The organism is Burkholderia sp. Ax-1724 (assembly GCF_011752995.1).
Taxonomy (GTDB): Bacteria; Pseudomonadota; Gammaproteobacteria; order Burkholderiales; family Burkholderiaceae; genus Paraburkholderia.
The window spans coordinates 1-15844 of sequence record NZ_VWWL01000007.1 but is presented as its reverse complement, the minus strand read 5'-3'; the positions used below and the strand labels follow the sequence as shown (position 1 = coordinate 15844).

Here is a 15844-nt window from a genome sequence, read left to right as displayed (position 1 = left end):
CAGCGCTCGGTAGCCGGCATATGGGCGTCCGGTATTTCAGCATCCGGCATGCAGCGCCGGAACACACCCCAAAGTCAACGGCTCAGCGCTCGTCGACCTGCCTGAGCACTTCGTCGACGATCTGCTCCGGCGTCAGATCGATGCTGACCGTGATCGCTTCATCGGCACCGGGTTCTTCGAGCGTATCGAGCTGGCTTTGCAGCAGCGACGGATCGAAGAAGTGCCCGGTGCGATGCCCCAGACGCTCCGCGAGCACCTCGCGCGAGCCCTTGAGGTAGACGAAGCAGACGTCCTTGTCGCCGGCGCGCAGCACGTCGCGATACGAGCGCTTCAGCGACGAGCACGTGAACACCGCCGTCTCGCCCGCCTGCTGCTTTTCCTCGATCGCGGCGCGAATCGTCTTCAGCCACGGCCAGCGGTCTTCGTCGGAGAGCGGGATGCCGTGGTGCATTTTCTCCTTGTTGGCGGCGCTGTGAAACGCATCGCCGTCGGTGAACGTGCAATGCAGACGCTCCGCGAGCATTTCGCCGATCTTCGACTTGCCGGCGCCCGACACGCCCATTGCGATCAGAATCATTTGAAGCTCCTTACAGGACCGCCGCCAGCGCGAAGGTCAGGCCCAGCCCCATCACCGAGATGATGGTTTCGAGGAGCGACCATGTCTTGAAGGTCTGCCCCACCGTCATGCCGAAATATTCCTTGATCAGCCAGAAGCCGCCATCGTTCACGTGCGAGAAGATCAGCGAGCCCGAGCCGGTCGCGAGCACCATCAGCTCCGGCTTCACCTGCACGCCGCCGGCCAACGCGATCGGCGCGACGATGCCGCAAGCGGTCGTCATCGCGACGGTGGCCGAACCGGTCGCGAGACGGATCATCGCCGCGACGAGCCAGCCGAACATCAGCGGCGACAGATGAATCGCGGTCGCCACATTGGTGATTTCCTTCGAAATGCCGCTATCCATCAGCACGCGGCCAAAACCGCCGCCCGCACCGACGATCAGCGTAATGCCCGCGATCGGCGCGAGACACTCGCCGCAGAACTTCTGAATCTGGTCGCGCGTAAAGCCGCGGCTCGCGCCGAAGGTCCAGAAGCTGACCAGCACGGCCGTCAGCAGCGCAACGTCGGTGTTGCCGAAGAAGCGCAGCAGATCGTTCGGCAACGTCTTCGGCTCGAAGACGAGATCGGCCCAGCTGCCGACCAGCATCAGCACCACCGGCAACAGGATCGTGACCAGCGTGATGCCGAAGCCCGGCAGTTCGCGTTTCGGTGCGTCGGCTTGCGCGCCGTTGCCGCCATTCGCGGCGCTGCCGAGGAACTGCGCGGCCAGCGCGTTTTCCTTCGGCAACTGGATATGGCGGCTCACCAGCAGCGCGAACAGCGGACCGGCGACGATCGCGCACGGAATGCCGACGATCAGACCGTAGGCAATCGTCTTGCCGATGTCGGCGTGATAGGCCTGCACGGCGAGCAGCGCGGCCGGGTGCGGCGGAATCAGGCCGTGCACGACGGACAGGCCCGCGACCATCGGCAGGCCGACCAGCAGCAGCGATTTATTGGTGCGCCGTGCGACGTTGAACGCGATCGGAATCAGCAGCACGAAGCCGACCTCGAAGAACACCGGCAAGCCGACGATGATCGCGACAACCATCATCGCCCAGTGAATGTGCTTCTCGCCGAACCAGTTGATCAGCGTGGTCGCGATGCGCTCGGCGCCGCCCGATTCGGCCATCATCTTGCCGAGCATCGTGCCGAGGCCGACCACGATGGCGATGTGCCCGAGCGTATTGCCGTTACCGGTTTCGAATGACTTGACGATGGTCTGCATCGGCATGCCGGACACGAGGCCGAGCAGCAGCGAGACGATGATGAGGACAAGAAACGGATAGACCTTGAAGCGCGTGATCATCAAGATCAGCAAGGCGATGGCGATCACCGCGTAGACCAGCAGCATGCTGCCGTGGACAGCTTCCATGAAGCTTCTCCTTTCGTTATTGATTCTGAGTGCGGAACACGGCCAGCACGTCGTCTCACGTCAACCTGCGCGATGCCTGAAAACCCGGCTGGCCGCGCGGACGCTGAATTTTACTGTTTGTTTCCCGAGCGCGCGCGTAAATCCGGGCCGCCCGTCATGTAAAAAAAGAGCCTCGGCGCGACAGCCTGGTGCGGCTGTATCGACAAGACTCCTGGTATCGGGCCCGCTTCAGGCAGCCACTCCGGCAGCCGATGCGTTGTCGCCGGGCTTAGCGCGCCGGCGCGGCCAACTGGCTCGCGGCACGCGCGAGACGCGTGACCTCGTCCCAGTTCTGCGCGGCGAGCGCGGCCTTCGGCGTGAGCCACGAACCGCCGACGCAAACCACGTTCAGCAGCGACAGGAAATGCGGCGCAGTCTCGGGCGTAATGCCGCCGGTCGGGCAGAACTTCAGCGTCGGGAACGGGCCGTGGAATGCCTGCAGCATCGGCACGCCGCCCGCCTGCTGCGCGGGGAAGAACTTGACGATCTCGTAGCCGAGCTCCAGCGCGGCAATGATGTCCGACGGCGTCATGACGCCCGGCAGCAGCGGCAGACCGGCATCCTGCGCGGCCTGGTGCATGTCCTTCGTCAGACCCGGCGACACGCCGAACTGCGCACCCGCCTTCTTCGCCTGCGCGCAATGCTCGGGCTTCGTGATCGTGCCGACGCCGACCACGATGTCCTCGGCCAGCTGGCTCGCGCGCTTGATCGCTTCGAGCCCTGCTGCGGTGCGCAACGTGATTTCGAGCACCTTCACGCCGCCCGCATGCAATGCGCGCGACACGTGTTCGCCCTGCTCGACCGAGTCGAACGCGAGCACCGGAATCACCGGGCCGAGGCGCACGATATCGCTTACTGTTTTCGCCGTCATTGTCAGACTCCTTGTTTCTGTCGCACCGCGCTGGCTTACGCGGCGTTCGTGTGTTTGTCGTGGTGCCGATGACTGTGCTGGTGGCCGTGCGCGTGATCCGGGTGAGCGCCGGGCTCGCCGACCATCGCGCCGAACACCGATGCGCCCTGCTCCGCCGGCGCCGCCGCCGAGCGGAACACGCCGAACAGCTCGCGGCCGAAGCCCACTTCGTTGTCCGCCTGATGCTTCGGTTCGGCGCACTCGCGCGCAGCCCATTCGGCCGCGTCGATCTCGATGTCGAGCACGCCGGCTTCGGCGTCAATCACCAGCATATCGCCCGTGCGAACCTTGCCGATCGGGCCTTGCAGCAACGCTTCCGGCGACAGGTGGATCACCGCCGGCACCTTGCCCGACGCACCCGACATGCGGCCGTCGGTCACCAGCGCGACATGGAAACCCTGATCCTGCAACACACCGAGCAGCGGCGTCAAACGGTGCAGTTCCGGCATGCCGTTTGCCCGCGCGCCCTGGAAGCGCACCACGGCGATGAAATCGCGCTTCAACTCGCCGTTGTCGAAAGCCGCCTGCACTGCTTCCTGCGAATCGAACACGATCGCCGGCGCCTTCACCTTGCGATGCTGCGCCGCGACCGCCGAAATCTTGATGACGCCGCGGCCCAGCTTGCCCTGCATCAGACGCAGGCCGCCGTCCGCCTGGAACGGTTCCGCGATGCCGCGCAGCACGGCCGTATCGGCGCTCGCCTCGGCGCCCGCGACCCATTGCAGCTTGCCGTCGATCAGCTTCGGCTCCTCGGTGTAGCGCTTGAGCCCCTTGCCCACCACGGTGTTGACGTCTTCATGCAGCAGACCGCCTTCGAGCAGATTGCGCACGAGGAACGCGACGCCGCCGGCCGCGTGGAAGTGGTTCACGTCGGCCTTGCCGTTCGGATAGATTTTCGCGAGCAGCGGCACCGCTTGCGAGAGCGCGTCGAAGTCGTCCCAGTCGATCACGATGCCGGCCGCGCGCGCAATCGCGACGAGGTGCAGCGTGTGATTGGTCGAGCCGCCCGTCGCCAGCAGCGCGACGATGCCGTTGACGATCGCCTTCTCGTCGACCACGTGGCCGATCGGCATGTAGTGGCCGCGCTCGACCGTCAGATCGAGCACGCGGCGCGCGGCCTGCGCGGTCAGCGCGTCGCGCAGCGGCGTGTGCGGATGCACGAAGGCCGAGCCCGGCAGATGCAGGCCCATCACTTCCATCAGCATCTGGTTGCTGTTCGCGGTGCCGTAGAACGTGCAGGTGCCGTGGCTGTGATACGCGGCCGCTTCGGCTTCGAGCAACGCCTCGCGGCCGCACTGGCCGGTCGCATACAGCTGGCGCGTCTTCGCTTTGTCGTCGTTGGAGAGGCCGCTCGCCATCGGGCCGGCCGGCACGAAGATCGTCGGCAGATGGCCGAATTGCAGCGCGCCGATCAGAAGGCCCGGCACGATCTTGTCGCAGATGCCGAGGCACAGCGCCGCATCGAACATGTTGTGCGTGAGCGCGACGGCCGTGCTCATCGCGATCACTTCGCGCGAAAAGAGCGACAGCTCCATGCCCGCGTTGCCCTGCGTGATGCCGTCGCACATCGCCGGCACGCCGCCCGCGAATTGCGCGACACCGCCGTTTTCGCGCGCGGCCTGCTTGATGATGTCCGGGTAGTTTTTGTACGGCGCGTGGGCCGACAGCATCTCGTTGTACGACGAAACGATGCCGAGGTTCGGCTCGCGAATCTGCTTGATGACGAGCTTGTCGTTGCCTTCGAGCCCCGCGAAACCGTGCGCGAGGTTCGCACACGAGAGCGCGCCGCGCGCCGGGAACTTGCCCTGCGCATGATGGATGCGGGCCAGATACGCCTCGCGGGTGGGCTTGCTGCGCTCGATCACGCGCTGCGTGACCTTCAACAATTGCGAATGCGGGGAAACCATCTGAGCTCCTTCGTCGCTGGCGGCGGGCGGTATCGCGGGGTAGGGATCGGCAAGTCGTGTGTGCTGCTCTCGAACGACGCCATCTTAGTAGAAAAACTACACGATCGCAACGGAGAGCGCTGTTGCATCGCCACATCGTAAAACACGGCGCATCGCCCTACTGGCGGCCTATCGGTGCTTTTCGATTCAAACCCAGGGAATACACTTAGACGCCAATATGTAGTTTTTGTACTTTCCTTTTGTGCGCTATCGGCCAATCGGCTATAGTCCACGGATTCTTCAGCATAGTGCGAGTTGTCCGATGATGCTGTCTCAGGTGGAAGAGATGCGCGACCAGTTGCGCCCGTCCGAGCGCAAGCTGGCCGATTACGTGATCGAGGCGCCGCGCGAGGTGCTCGATCTGTCGATGACCGAAGTAGCCGCACGCGCGGGCGTGAGCCAGCCGACCATCGCGCGGTTCTGTCATGCGCTCGGCTTTTCGGGGTTTCGCGAATTCAAGATCCGGCTCGCGCAGGGCATCGCGGCCGAAGTACCGGCCGTCTATCGCGACGTGCGGCCCGACGAACCGACGCCGGGCGTCGCCGCGAAGGTGCTCGACCGGACCATCGGCGCGCTGATCCAGGTGCGCAACAACCTCTCGTCGGACAGCGTCGCGGCGGCGATCGACCTGCTCGCGCGCGCGCACCGCATCGAGTTCTACGGCGCGGGCGGCTCGGGCATCGCCGCGCTCGACGTGCAGCACAAGTTCTTCCGGCTCGGCATGCCGAGCGTCGCGTATTCGGACCCGCATACGTTTCTGATGTCCTCGGCGCTGCTGGGCGCGGGCGACGTCGTGGTCGCGATCTCGAACACGGGCCGCACGCGCGACATCATCGACGCCGCGAAGGCCGCGCTCAACGCGGGCGCGAAGGTGATCGCGATCACGCACGGCAACTCGCCGCTCGCGCGGCTCGCGACGGTGGGCCTGTTTGCGAACGTCGACGAAGACACCGACATCTTTTCGCCGATGACCTCGCGCGTGTCGCATCTCGCGATCGGCGACATTCTCGCGGTCGGCGTCGCGTTGAGCCGTGGGCCGGAACTCGTGGAAAAGCTCGCGCAGACGAAAGAGGTAATTCATCGGCGGCGGGTGGATTCGCAGGGGTGATGCGCGGCGGCAAAGTGCTCGGCCGCCAATAAAACGAAGGGCGGTGTGCCGTTCAACCGGCACACCGCCCTTTTGTCTTTTCCCACTTTTTCTCGCGCTTTTCCTACTGTTTTCCCTGCCGCTTTCCCGCGCGACGGCCGAGGCGCCGTCGACCGCTCAGAACGGCTTGATCACCACCAGCGCGACCGCCGCGAGCATGCCGAGCACCGGCAGTTCGTTGAACATCCGATACCACTTGTCCGAGCGGCGGTTCTCGCCGCGCTCGAACCGGCGCAGCAGCACGCCGCAATACGCGTGGTAGACGACGAGCAGCACGACCACGCCGACCTTCGCGTGAATCCAGCCCTGCCCGCTGCCGATGCCGATCACGAGCCACAACCACAGCCCGCACGCGAGCGCCGGCACCGCGATGAAGGTCATGAAGCGGAACAGCTTGCGCGCCATCAACAGAAGACGCGCCGTTGCCGCGGGTTCGGTTTCCATCGCCAGATTGACGAAGATGCGCGGCAGATAGAACAGGCCGGCAAACCAGGAAGCAATCAATACGATGTGAAACGTCTTTACCCAGAGCATCGGCGGGTCCTTATAGTCCTTGTGGTCGGTCGTAGGGTCGTTAGTGTCGTTAGGGGCGTTGTTCGCGGCGCGTCGATTCGTGCGGCCTCGGTCTTACTGACGGCCCTCGCCGTGACCGAGCACCACGTACTTCAGCGAGGTCAGCCCGTCGAGCCCGACCGGGCCGCGCGCATGCAGCTTGTCGTTCGAGATGCCGATCTCGGCACCGAGGCCGAACTCGAAGCCGTCCGCGAAACGCGTCGATGCGTTGACCATCACGCTCGCCGAATCGACTTCGCGCAGGAAGCGCATCGCGCGGTCGTGGTCTTCGGTGACGATCGCGTCGGTGTGCTGCGAGCTATAGGTGTTGATGTGCTCGATCGCCGCGTCGAGGTTGTCGACGATCTTGATCGCGAGCACCGGCGCGAGGTATTCGGTGCGCCAGTCTTCCTCGGTCGCCTCGACGAGCGGACCGACGCCCGCATCGGCCAGCACCGCGCGCGCCGCCGCGTCGACGCGCAGTTCCACGTCCTTGTCGCGATACAACTGCCCAAGCGGCGGCAGCACTTCGGCGGCGATGCCGCGCGCGACCAGCAGCGTTTCCATCGTGTTGCAGGTGCCGTAGCGGTGCGTCTTCGCGTTATCGCAGACGTTGAGCGCCTTGGCGAGATCGGCGCGGTCGTCGACGTAGACGTGGCAGATGCCGTCGAGGTGCTTGATCATCGGCACGCGCGCTTCGTTGATGAGCCGCTCGATCAGGCTCTTGCCGCCACGCGGCACGATCACGTCGACATAGCCGGTCATCGTGATGAGCTTGCCGACCGCCGCGCGGTCCGAGGTCGCGACCACCTGCACCGCGTCCTGCGGCAAGCCGGCTGCTTGGAGCCCCTCGCCGATCAGCTTCGCGAGCGCGGTATTGCATTCGAGCGCTTCCGAGCCGCCGCGCAAAATCGTCGCGTTGCCGGACTTCAGGCATAGCGCCGCCGCATCGATCGTCACGTTCGGGCGCGATTCGTAGATGATGCCGATCACGCCGAGCGGCACGCGCATCTGGCCGACCTGGATGCCGCTCGGCCGGTACTTGAGATTGCTGATCTCGCCGATCGGGTCGGCCAGCGCCGCGACCTGGCGCAGACCCTCGACCATCGTCTTCAGCGCCTTGTCCGACAGCGTCAGACGGTCGATGAACGCCGCATCGTGCCCCTTGTCGCGCGCCCGTTCGAGGTCGCGCGCATTCGCCTGCTTGAGCAGCGCGGCATCGCGTTCGATGGCCTCGGCGATGGCCGCGAGCGCGGCGTTCTTCGCGGCGGTCGAAGCTCGCGCCATCGCGCGTGATGCCTGGCGCGCGCGCTGGCCGAGGTCGGTCATGTACTGGTCGATATCCATGGTCATTCTCGTGATGCCTCGCACGTCGAGGTGCGGTGGTCGGACAGAATTAGCGAAAGATCAAACGATTGTAAGTCGGGCACCGGGGCTTTGCTTGCACGCGGACGGCCGGTGCGCTGCGATGCCGCGGGTTTGTCGTCGCGTTGCATTGCCGTTGCTATGGCGTCGGGTGTAGCGGACGAAGCGCGACGATCCGTATGCAAAAGTATGCGAAAAGCGGCTGGCGGCTACCATGCGCTTGTCGGCGTCTGCACGGCGTCGACCCCATGCGCAACCACCGCATCCCGGCCGAGGCTCGCGCGCCTCAGCCGCGTCAGACTGGCCGCCGTGCCGACGCCGCCGGCGTGCGAGGCCGTGGCGGCGGCACGGGCGCCGCCTCTGACGGCCTGGGCGCGGCGACCGTCATCGCGAGTTCGAACAGGCCATCCCACGGATCGGGCGGCGGATCGTCGCGATGCTTGCCCCGCGTGCCGCCCGACAAGCCCTTCACCTGGCGGTCGAGCTTCGCCGCCAGCGCAAGCGCCTTTTCGAGCGCCGCCTCGCTGACGCGCGAGAGCGCCGGCCCGATCAGCCGCTCGCGCGGTCCCCACACGCGGTTCTCGCGCGTGAGCATCGCGAGCGGCTTGCCGGCCGCGACGCCGCGCTTGATCCGCAGCAGCGTGCGCACTTCCTCGACGACGGCCCACAGCACGAGCACCGCCGCCTCACCCTCGCCGCGCAGCCCGTCGAGCATGCGCGCGAGCCGGCCGACGTCGCCCGCGAGCATCGCCTCGTTGAGCTTGAACACGTCGTAACGCGCGACGTTGAGCACGGCGTCCTGCACCTGATCGAAGCTCAGCGTACCGCTCGGATACAACAGCCCGAGCTTCTGGATTTCCTGATGTGCGGCAAGCAGGTTGCCCTCGACGCGCTCGGCGATGAACGCGAGCGCGCGCCGCCCCTCTTCGCCAGCCGCGACGCGCTGCCCCTGCGCCGCGAGCCGCTGGCCGACCCAGTTCGGCAATTGCGCGCGCTCGACCGGATCGATCTTCAGCGCGACGCCCGCCTCGGCGAGCGCGGTGAACCATGCGGACTTCTGCGTGGCCGCATCGAGGCGCGGCAGCGTAATCATCGTCAGCACGTCGTCGTTGACGGCGGCCGCGAGCGCCTTCAGCGCGTCGGCGCCTTCCTTGCCCGGCTTGCCCGACGGAATGCGCAACTCGACCAGTTGCCGGTCGCCGAACAGCGACATCGACTGGCTCGCGCCGAGCAGCGAACTCCAGTCGAAGCCTCGCTCGACCGTGAACACCGAGCGGTCGGTAAAGCCCGCCGCGCGCGCCGCCGCGCGAATCCGGTCGCTCGCTTCCTGCGCGAGCAGATGCTCGTCGCCGTACACGACGTACAGGCCGGCGAGTCCTTTGGCGAGATGCGTTTCGAGCGCGTCAGGTCGCAGTTGCATGGCGGGCGGTGAGCGGAATGGATGAAGTACGGTCGATCACGAACGGCGCGCCGCTCACAGCGGCGGCGGCGGCAGCGGCGCGCGCGGCGCGACGGCTGGCACGGCCTCGGCCGGCGTCGGATGCAGCGAGCGCACCACGCCGAGACGGCGGATCAACTGATCGATCGCGTCGTTCTCCATGTCGGTGAACAGAATGTCGGACTCGGCGGACTTCGCCTGCGAGAACTGGTCGCTATAGGTCATCGCGCGATTCAAGGCGATCACACTGCCCGGAATCAGGATCGTGCCGTCCTTGCCGACCAGCGTGTACCCCATCTGCAGATTCAGCTGATACTCGGCGACGACACCGAGCGTGTTCAGCGTCAGCGTGCTGATGTTGCGGTTCTGCGAGATTTGCAGGATTGCGTCGGCGTTGGCGGGCGAATTGACCACCACCGTGTCGCTGCCGCCCTGGACCATGCGCGTGAGCCGCGCGGCGGCGGCCGGCGTCGCGCCGGCCACATAGAGACGCTTGAACGCGTAGTCCTGCTGGCCGCGCAACTGGAAGCCGCAGGCCGACAACATCATTACGCTGCAAGCGAGCGTCAAAAACGATCTGCGAGTCACATTCGCTCCCGGTTCGCTGTGGATTCGCGGGTCGGATACACGCCGCCAAACGGGCGGCGCGCATCTGCCGGCATGAGATCGTGGCCCGTCAAACGACCACGTTCACGAGACGGCCCGGCACCACGATGATCTTCTTCGGCGCCTTGCCTTCGCTAAACTTCGCGACCATTTCGTGCGCGGCCGCCTGCTGCTCGATCGCTTCGCGCGACGCGTCCTTCGCGACCGTCAGCGCGCCGCGCACCTTGCCGTTCACCTGCAGCACGAGTTCGATCTCGGCCTGCTCCAGCGCCTTCTCGTCGACCTTCGGCCACGGCGCATCAAGCAGCGTGCCGAAGGCGTCGGCGTAACCGAGTTCCTGCCAGAGCTGGAACGTCAGGTGCGGCACGACCGGGTACAGCACGCGCAGCATCACGCCGTAGGTTTCGCGCAGCACGGCCGGCTGCGCGCCCTTCGCGCCGTCGAGCGCGTTGAGCATCTTCATCGCGGCCGACACCACCGTGTTGTACTGCAGGCGCTGATAGTCGAAGTCGGCCTGCTTCAGCACGCTGTAGATCTCGCGGCGCAGCGCCTTGCCGGCGTCGTTCAGTTGCGCGGCGTCGAGCGGGCCGCCCGCGCGCAGCGCGGCTTCGTTCGCATGACCGAAGTTCCATACGCGGCGCAGGAAGCGGCTCGCGCCTTCGACGCCCGAGCCCGACCATTCGAGCTGCTGCTCGGGCGGTGCCGCGAACATCACGAACAGACGCGCGGTGTCCGCGCCATGCTGATCGATCAGCATCTGCGGGTCGACGCCGTTATTCTTCGACTTCGACATCTTCTCGACGCCGCCGAGCACGACCGGCTGGCCGTCCGCATTGAGCACCGCGCCGACCGGGCGGCCCTTGTCGTCGAACGACACGGTCACGTCAGCCGGGTTGTACCAGGTCTTCTTGCCCGCGTCGTTTTCGCGGTAGTAGGTTTCGTTGAGCACCATGCCCTGGGTGAGCAGGTTCTTCGCCGGCTCGCCGAACTTCACGAGACCGAGGTCGCGCATCACCTTCGCCCAGAAGCGCGAGTACAGCAGGTGCAGGATCGCGTGCTCGATGCCGCCGATGTATTGATCCATCGGCGCCCAGTAATCGGTACGCTCGTCGACCATCGTCTTCGCGTCCGGCGACGCGTAGCGGTAGAAGTACCACGACGAGTCGACGAAGGTGTCCATCGTGTCGGTTTCGCGCCTGGCCGCGCCGCCGCACTTCGGGCACGTGCAGTTCACGAACGCTTCGGACTTCGCGAGCGGGTTGCCCGTGCCGTCCGGCACGAGGTCTTCCGGCAGCACGACGGGCAGGTCCTGTTCCGGCACCGGCACGTCGCCGCACGTCGGGCAGTGGATGATCGGAATCGGCGTGCCCCAGTAACGCTGGCGCGACACGCCCCAGTCGCGCAGACGCCACGTAATCTGCTTGTCGCCAAGGCCGAGTGCCTTGAGGTCGGCGGCGATGCGGTCCACCGCTGCGTCGTACGCGAGGCCGTCGTACTTGCCGCTGTTCACGAGCGTGCCGGTCTTCTCGCCGTACCACTCGGCCCAGGCATCGGTCGAGAACGCCTTGCCTTCGACCGCCACCACCTGTTTGACCGGCAGACCGTATTTCTTCACGAACGCGAAATCGCGCTCGTCGTGCGCCGGCACGCCCATCACCGCGCCTTCGCCGTAGCTCATCAGCACGTAGTTGCCGACCCACACCTCGACCTGCTCCTGCGTCAGCGGATGCGTGACGTAGAAGCCGGTGGCCATGCCCTTCTTTTCCATCGTCGCGACGTCGGCTTCGGCAACGCCGCCGCGCTTGCATTCGTCGATGAACGCCTGCAGTTCCGGCTTGTCCTGCGCGAGGCGCGTGGCAAGCGGATGCTCGGCGGCGACCGCGCAGAACGTGACGCCCATGATCGTGTCGGCACGCGTCGTGAACACGCGCAGCAGCTTCTGTTCGCCGTCGATTTCGTACGGGAAGCCGAAGTTCACGCCGAAACTCTTGCCGATCCAGTTCTGCTGCATGATCTTCACGCGCTCGGGCCAGCCGAGGCCTTCGAGGTCGTTCAGCAGCTCATCGGCGTACTGCGTGATACGCATGTAGTACATCGGGATTTCGCGCTTTTCGACGAGCGCGCCCGAGCGCCAGCCGCGCCCGTCGATCACCTGCTCGTTGGCGAGCACGGTCTGGTCGACCGGGTCCCAGTTGACGGTGCCGGTTTTCTTGTACGCGATGCCCTTTTCGAGCATCTTCAGGAACAGCCACTGGTTCCACTTGTAGTAGTCGGGGCTGCAGGTCGCGACTTCGCGCGACCAGTCGATCGCGAGGCCCATCGATTGCATCTGCTTCTTCATGTAAGCGATGTTGTCGTAGGTCCATTGCGCGGGCGGCACGTTGTTGGCCATCGCCGCGTTTTCGGCGGGCATGCCGAACGCGTCCCAGCCCATCGGCATCAGCACGTTGTAGCCGTTCATCCGCAGATAACGGTACATCACGTCGTTGATCGTGTAATTGCGCACGTGCCCCATATGCAGCTTGCCCGACGGATACGGCAGCATCGAGACGCAGTAGAACTTGGGCTTGTCGGTGGTTTCCGTCGTCTTGTAGGCGTCGATGGCGCGCCATTGTCCTTGCGCGGCGGCTTCGACGTCGGAGGGAACGTATTTTTCGTGCATGGTGTGATGGGATCGCTGGGTTCGGTGCTTTCGCACCGGCCTGGTGCTCTGCTGGATGGAACTGGATGGAATCGCGTCGTTTCCCCTTCGCGGGGAAAGGGCTGATTATACCGTTCGCGGACGGGCGCGCCGCGCGGCATGGCGCACGGGTCGGCGGGCGTGAGCCGGGTATGAGCCGGGCGTGGGGCATCCGCATCGCGAGCACCGCGCCGGCGCAAAAGATTCATGCGGGTCCGGCGGGGTTCGGATTGCCGCGCGCACCGACGCAAACGCGGCATGGCCGGCGGTGCAAGAGCACGCGGGCAGCGGCCTTCGCCTCGGGCGCGAAGCGCCGGACCTTGAACGCCAGGTCAGACGTCACGTTGGGCGTCATATCGAACGCCGCAGCTCGTCAACGTTGCGCGGCGGGCGGCGGCGGATCGGTCACGAAGCCGATGCGTTCGAGCCCCGCCTGTTGCGCGGCGCCCATGACTTGCGCGATCACTTCGTAGCGCGTCGAGCGCTCGGCGCGTAGCTGGATTTCCGGCTGCTCGGTCTGCTTGCCGGCCTCGGCGAATTGCGCACGCATCTGCGCGAGCGTGATCGGCTGGCTGTTCCAGTACAGCCGGCCGGCGGCGTCGATCGAAAGGGAAATGGTTTGCGGGGTCTGACGCGCGGGCGCCGCCGCGACCTTCGGCAGATCGAGCCGGATCGCATGCGAAAACAGCGGCGCGGTGATGATGAAAATCACGAGCAGCACGAGCATGACGTCAATCAGCGGCGTCATGTTGATCTCGGCCATCGGCGCGGCCGCCTGCTTTTTCTCGAGTCCGCCGAATGCCATATCGCCTCCTTGTGCTTCCTTGCGTCTGGGCCTGTCTGGGCCTGTCCGCAGGCTTGCCCGAACGCAGAAGCGGGTACGCGCTTCCTCGATCCTTCGAGAGCCGCGATGCGCTGCGGCCCGCCGCGCGTCAGCGGTGCGCTTCGTGCGCCGCCTGCTGCGCGCGCACTGGCGGCGGCACGTGCTCGGACGACGCGCACACGTAGACGTGCAGATCGTGCGCGAAGCCGTCGAGTTCCTCGGACAACTGCCGCGCGAGACGCCCGAGCACGTTGTACGCCAGCACGGCTGGAATCGCGACGACGAGACCGAACGCGGTCATGATCAGCGCTTCGCCAACCGGCCCGGCGACGTTTTCGATCTGCGCCTGGCCGCTCGCCGCAATGCTGCCGAGCGCGTGATAGATGCCCCACACAGTGCCGAGCAGGCCGACGAACGGCGCCGTGCTGCCGACCGACGCCAGCAGCACCTGGCCGAATTCTAGCCGCCGCTGCGACGCGTTGAGCGCCTGGCGCAGCGCCCGCAATACCCGTTCGCTACGCTCGACGCGCGCGAGCAGCGCGCCCGGAATGTCGACTTCGGCCGCATGCAGTGCCGCTTCGGCGAGCGGCGCGAACACGCGCTCGCGATCCACGCGGCGCAGCGTGGCGACGCCCTCGGACAATGTCGGCGCCTGCCAGAACTGTGCGATCGCCCGCGTGGCCTGGCGTTTCGCGCGCGTCAGGAACCAGCTCTTGACGAGCAGAAAGCACCAGCTCGCGATCGACATGGCCAGCAGCACGTAGGCGACGCCATGCGTGATCGCGTCGCTCGTCTGCAGGTAATGGATGATGCCGCTGCCGCCTGCCATCTGACCTCGCCGTAGGAAAGTGACTTCAGGAGCGCGCTCGAAGCCGCGCGCCGGCGTGCGCCACGCGCCCGCTGAGCGCACTCAACGCAGGCCAAGCACGTCCTGCATGTCGAAGAAGCCGGTTGCGTGGCCTTCGAGGAACCGTACAGCACGAAGCGCGCCTTGAGCATACGACAACCGGCTCGCCGATTTGTGCGTGATCTCGATGCGCTCGCCGATGCCGGCGAACAGCACCGTATGATCGCCGACGATGTCGCCACCGCGAATCGCCGAGAAGCCGATCGTGGACGGATCGCGCTCGCCGGTCACGCCTTCGCGACCGTAGACCGCGCATTCGTCGAGATTGCGGCCGAGCGCGTCGGCGATCACTTCGCCCATCGTCAGCGCGGTGCCGGACGGCGCATCGACCTTGTGACGATGATGCGCCTCGATGATCTCGATGTCGTAGCCGGTCGCGAACTGGCGTGCCGCGTATTCGAGCAGCTTCAGCGTGACGTTCACGCCGACGCTCATGTTCGACGCGAACACGACGCCGATCTTCTCCGACGCCGCGCGCAACTGTGCTTTCTGCTCGTTATCGAAGCCGGTCGTGCCGATCACCATTTTCACGTTGTGGCGCTGCGCGGCTTCGAGGTGGCGCAACGTGGCGTCCGGGCGCGTGAAGTCGATCAGATAGTCGGATTCGGCGAAGACGCGCTCGATGTCGTCGGTGAGCAGCACGCCGGTCTGCTTGCCGAGGAACGCGCCGGCGTCCTGCCCGGCCTGCGCGGAGTCCGCGCGGCACAGCGCACCGGACAGCGTCGCACCGGCATCGTTAAGGACTGTTTCGATGAGCATGCGGCCCATACGGCCCGATGCGCCAGCAATGGCAATTTTCATGACGATGAGGGTTCGTAAAAAGACACGGGCAGACACCACCCGCAGACACGCCGCGGCAATGCGGGCGAAAGCGGCGGCAGGCTGCGGAATCGGACAGCACGGCGAGGCGCCGCGCCTCGCGGGACAAGCGGAGAAATCCGGCGGGCGCCACGCGCGGCGCGCAGCCCGCCTTACAACACGGACAGTCTGATTACTCGCCCGTTCCCGAATTCGACGAGGAACCGGTGAGCGGTGCGTTCAGCGTCGGGCCGCCGCTACCCTGCGAGCCGGTCGGGCCCGCCGGGTGTGCCTTGTGGGGGCGAAAGCGGCGGCAGGCTGCGGAATCGGACAGCACGGCGAGGCGCCGCGCCTCGCGGGACAAGCGGAGAAATCCGGCGGGCGCCACGCGCGGCGCGCAGCCCGCCTTACAACACGGACAGTCTGATTACTCGCCCGTTCCCGAATTCGACGAGGAACCGGTGAGCGGTGCGTTCAGCGTCGGGCCGCCGCTACCCTGCGAGCCGGTCGGGCCCGCCGGGTGTGCCTTGTGGGGGCGAAAGCGGCGGCAGGCTGCGGAATCGGACAGCACGGCGAGGCGCCGCGCCTCGCGGGACAAGCGGAGAAATCCGGCGGGCGCCACGCGCGGCGCGCAGCCCGCCTTACAACACGGACAGTCTG

14 protein-coding genes and 1 pseudogene are annotated in these 15844 nt (G+C 66.2%); 1 reads left to right on the top strand and 14 read right to left on the bottom strand.

What is annotated here, in order from left to right; all coding sequences use genetic code 11:
* Positions 1-82 precede the first annotated feature (82 nt).
* The 4 genes from F3J19_RS10550 to edd form a co-directional block, all read right to left on the bottom strand.
* On the bottom strand, positions 83-577 hold the full coding sequence (locus F3J19_RS10550) for a gluconokinase (protein ID WP_167040525.1): 495 nt from the start codon (positions 575-577) through the stop codon (positions 83-85).
* A gap of 10 nt (positions 578-587) precedes the next feature.
* The gene (locus F3J19_RS10545; RefSeq protein WP_167040522.1) at positions 588-1973 is read right to left on the bottom strand and encodes a GntP family permease; all 1386 of its coding nucleotides are present in this window, start codon (positions 1971-1973) and stop codon (positions 588-590) included.
* 268 nt (positions 1974-2241) lie between these two features.
* Positions 2242-2883, bottom strand: a complete 642-nt coding sequence (gene eda, locus F3J19_RS10540; protein ID WP_167040519.1) for a bifunctional 4-hydroxy-2-oxoglutarate aldolase/2-dehydro-3-deoxy-phosphogluconate aldolase — start codon at positions 2881-2883, stop codon at positions 2242-2244.
* A gap of 35 nt (positions 2884-2918) precedes the next feature.
* Positions 2919-4829: a phosphogluconate dehydratase gene (edd, locus tag F3J19_RS10535; protein WP_167040516.1), complete on the bottom strand. Its 1911-nt coding sequence runs from the start codon at positions 4827-4829 to the stop codon at positions 2919-2921.
* Positions 4830-5130: 301 nt separating this feature from the next.
* Between edd and F3J19_RS10530 the strand changes: the two genes are divergently transcribed.
* Positions 5131-5976 (top strand): MurR/RpiR family transcriptional regulator, encoded by an 846-nt coding sequence (locus F3J19_RS10530; RefSeq protein WP_167040513.1) that lies wholly within the window; start codon positions 5131-5133, stop codon positions 5974-5976.
* A 156-nt stretch (positions 5977-6132) separates the two neighbouring features.
* Here F3J19_RS10530 and F3J19_RS10525 read toward each other — a convergent pair whose 3' ends face one another.
* The 10 genes and pseudogenes from F3J19_RS10525 to F3J19_RS10480 form a co-directional block, all read right to left on the bottom strand.
* The gene (locus F3J19_RS10525) at positions 6133-6549 is read right to left on the bottom strand and encodes a CopD family protein (RefSeq protein WP_167040510.1); all 417 of its coding nucleotides are present in this window, start codon (positions 6547-6549) and stop codon (positions 6133-6135) included.
* A 93-nt stretch (positions 6550-6642) separates the two neighbouring features.
* The gene (locus F3J19_RS10520; RefSeq protein ID WP_167040505.1) at positions 6643-7914 is read right to left on the bottom strand and encodes a glutamate-5-semialdehyde dehydrogenase; all 1272 of its coding nucleotides are present in this window, start codon (positions 7912-7914) and stop codon (positions 6643-6645) included.
* A gap of 313 nt (positions 7915-8227) precedes the next feature.
* A complete protein-coding gene (gene holA / locus F3J19_RS10515) occupies positions 8228-9352 on the bottom strand; it encodes a DNA polymerase III subunit delta (RefSeq protein ID WP_167040502.1) in 1125 nt (374 codons plus the stop codon).
* A 54-nt stretch (positions 9353-9406) separates the two neighbouring features.
* A complete protein-coding gene (gene lptE, locus F3J19_RS10510) occupies positions 9407-9958 on the bottom strand; it encodes an LPS assembly lipoprotein LptE (RefSeq protein WP_345891020.1) in 552 nt (183 codons plus the stop codon).
* An 88-nt stretch (positions 9959-10046) separates the two neighbouring features.
* Positions 10047-12638: a leucine--tRNA ligase gene (leuS, locus tag F3J19_RS10505; RefSeq protein ID WP_167040496.1), complete on the bottom strand. Its 2592-nt coding sequence runs from the start codon at positions 12636-12638 to the stop codon at positions 10047-10049.
* A gap of 391 nt (positions 12639-13029) precedes the next feature.
* Positions 13030-13461 carry a biopolymer transporter ExbD gene (locus F3J19_RS10500; RefSeq protein WP_167040494.1) on the bottom strand — a complete coding sequence of 144 codons (432 nt, stop codon included), beginning with the start codon at positions 13459-13461 and terminating at the stop codon, positions 13030-13032.
* 127 nt (positions 13462-13588) lie between these two features.
* Positions 13589-14308, bottom strand: coding sequence for a MotA/TolQ/ExbB proton channel family protein (locus tag F3J19_RS10495; RefSeq protein ID WP_167040492.1), 720 nt, complete (start codon positions 14306-14308; stop codon positions 13589-13591).
* 81 nt (positions 14309-14389) lie between these two features.
* Positions 14390-15187 carry a 4-hydroxy-tetrahydrodipicolinate reductase gene (dapB, locus tag F3J19_RS10490; RefSeq protein WP_167040490.1) on the bottom strand — a complete coding sequence of 266 codons (798 nt, stop codon included), beginning with the start codon at positions 15185-15187 and terminating at the stop codon, positions 14390-14392.
* A gap of 190 nt (positions 15188-15377) precedes the next feature.
* Positions 15378-15548, bottom strand: a complete 171-nt coding sequence (locus F3J19_RS10485; protein ID WP_167040488.1) for a hypothetical protein — start codon at positions 15546-15548, stop codon at positions 15378-15380.
* A gap of 63 nt (positions 15549-15611) precedes the next feature.
* Positions 15612-15844, bottom strand: a pseudogene (locus tag F3J19_RS10480) (hypothetical protein); the annotation flags it as partial.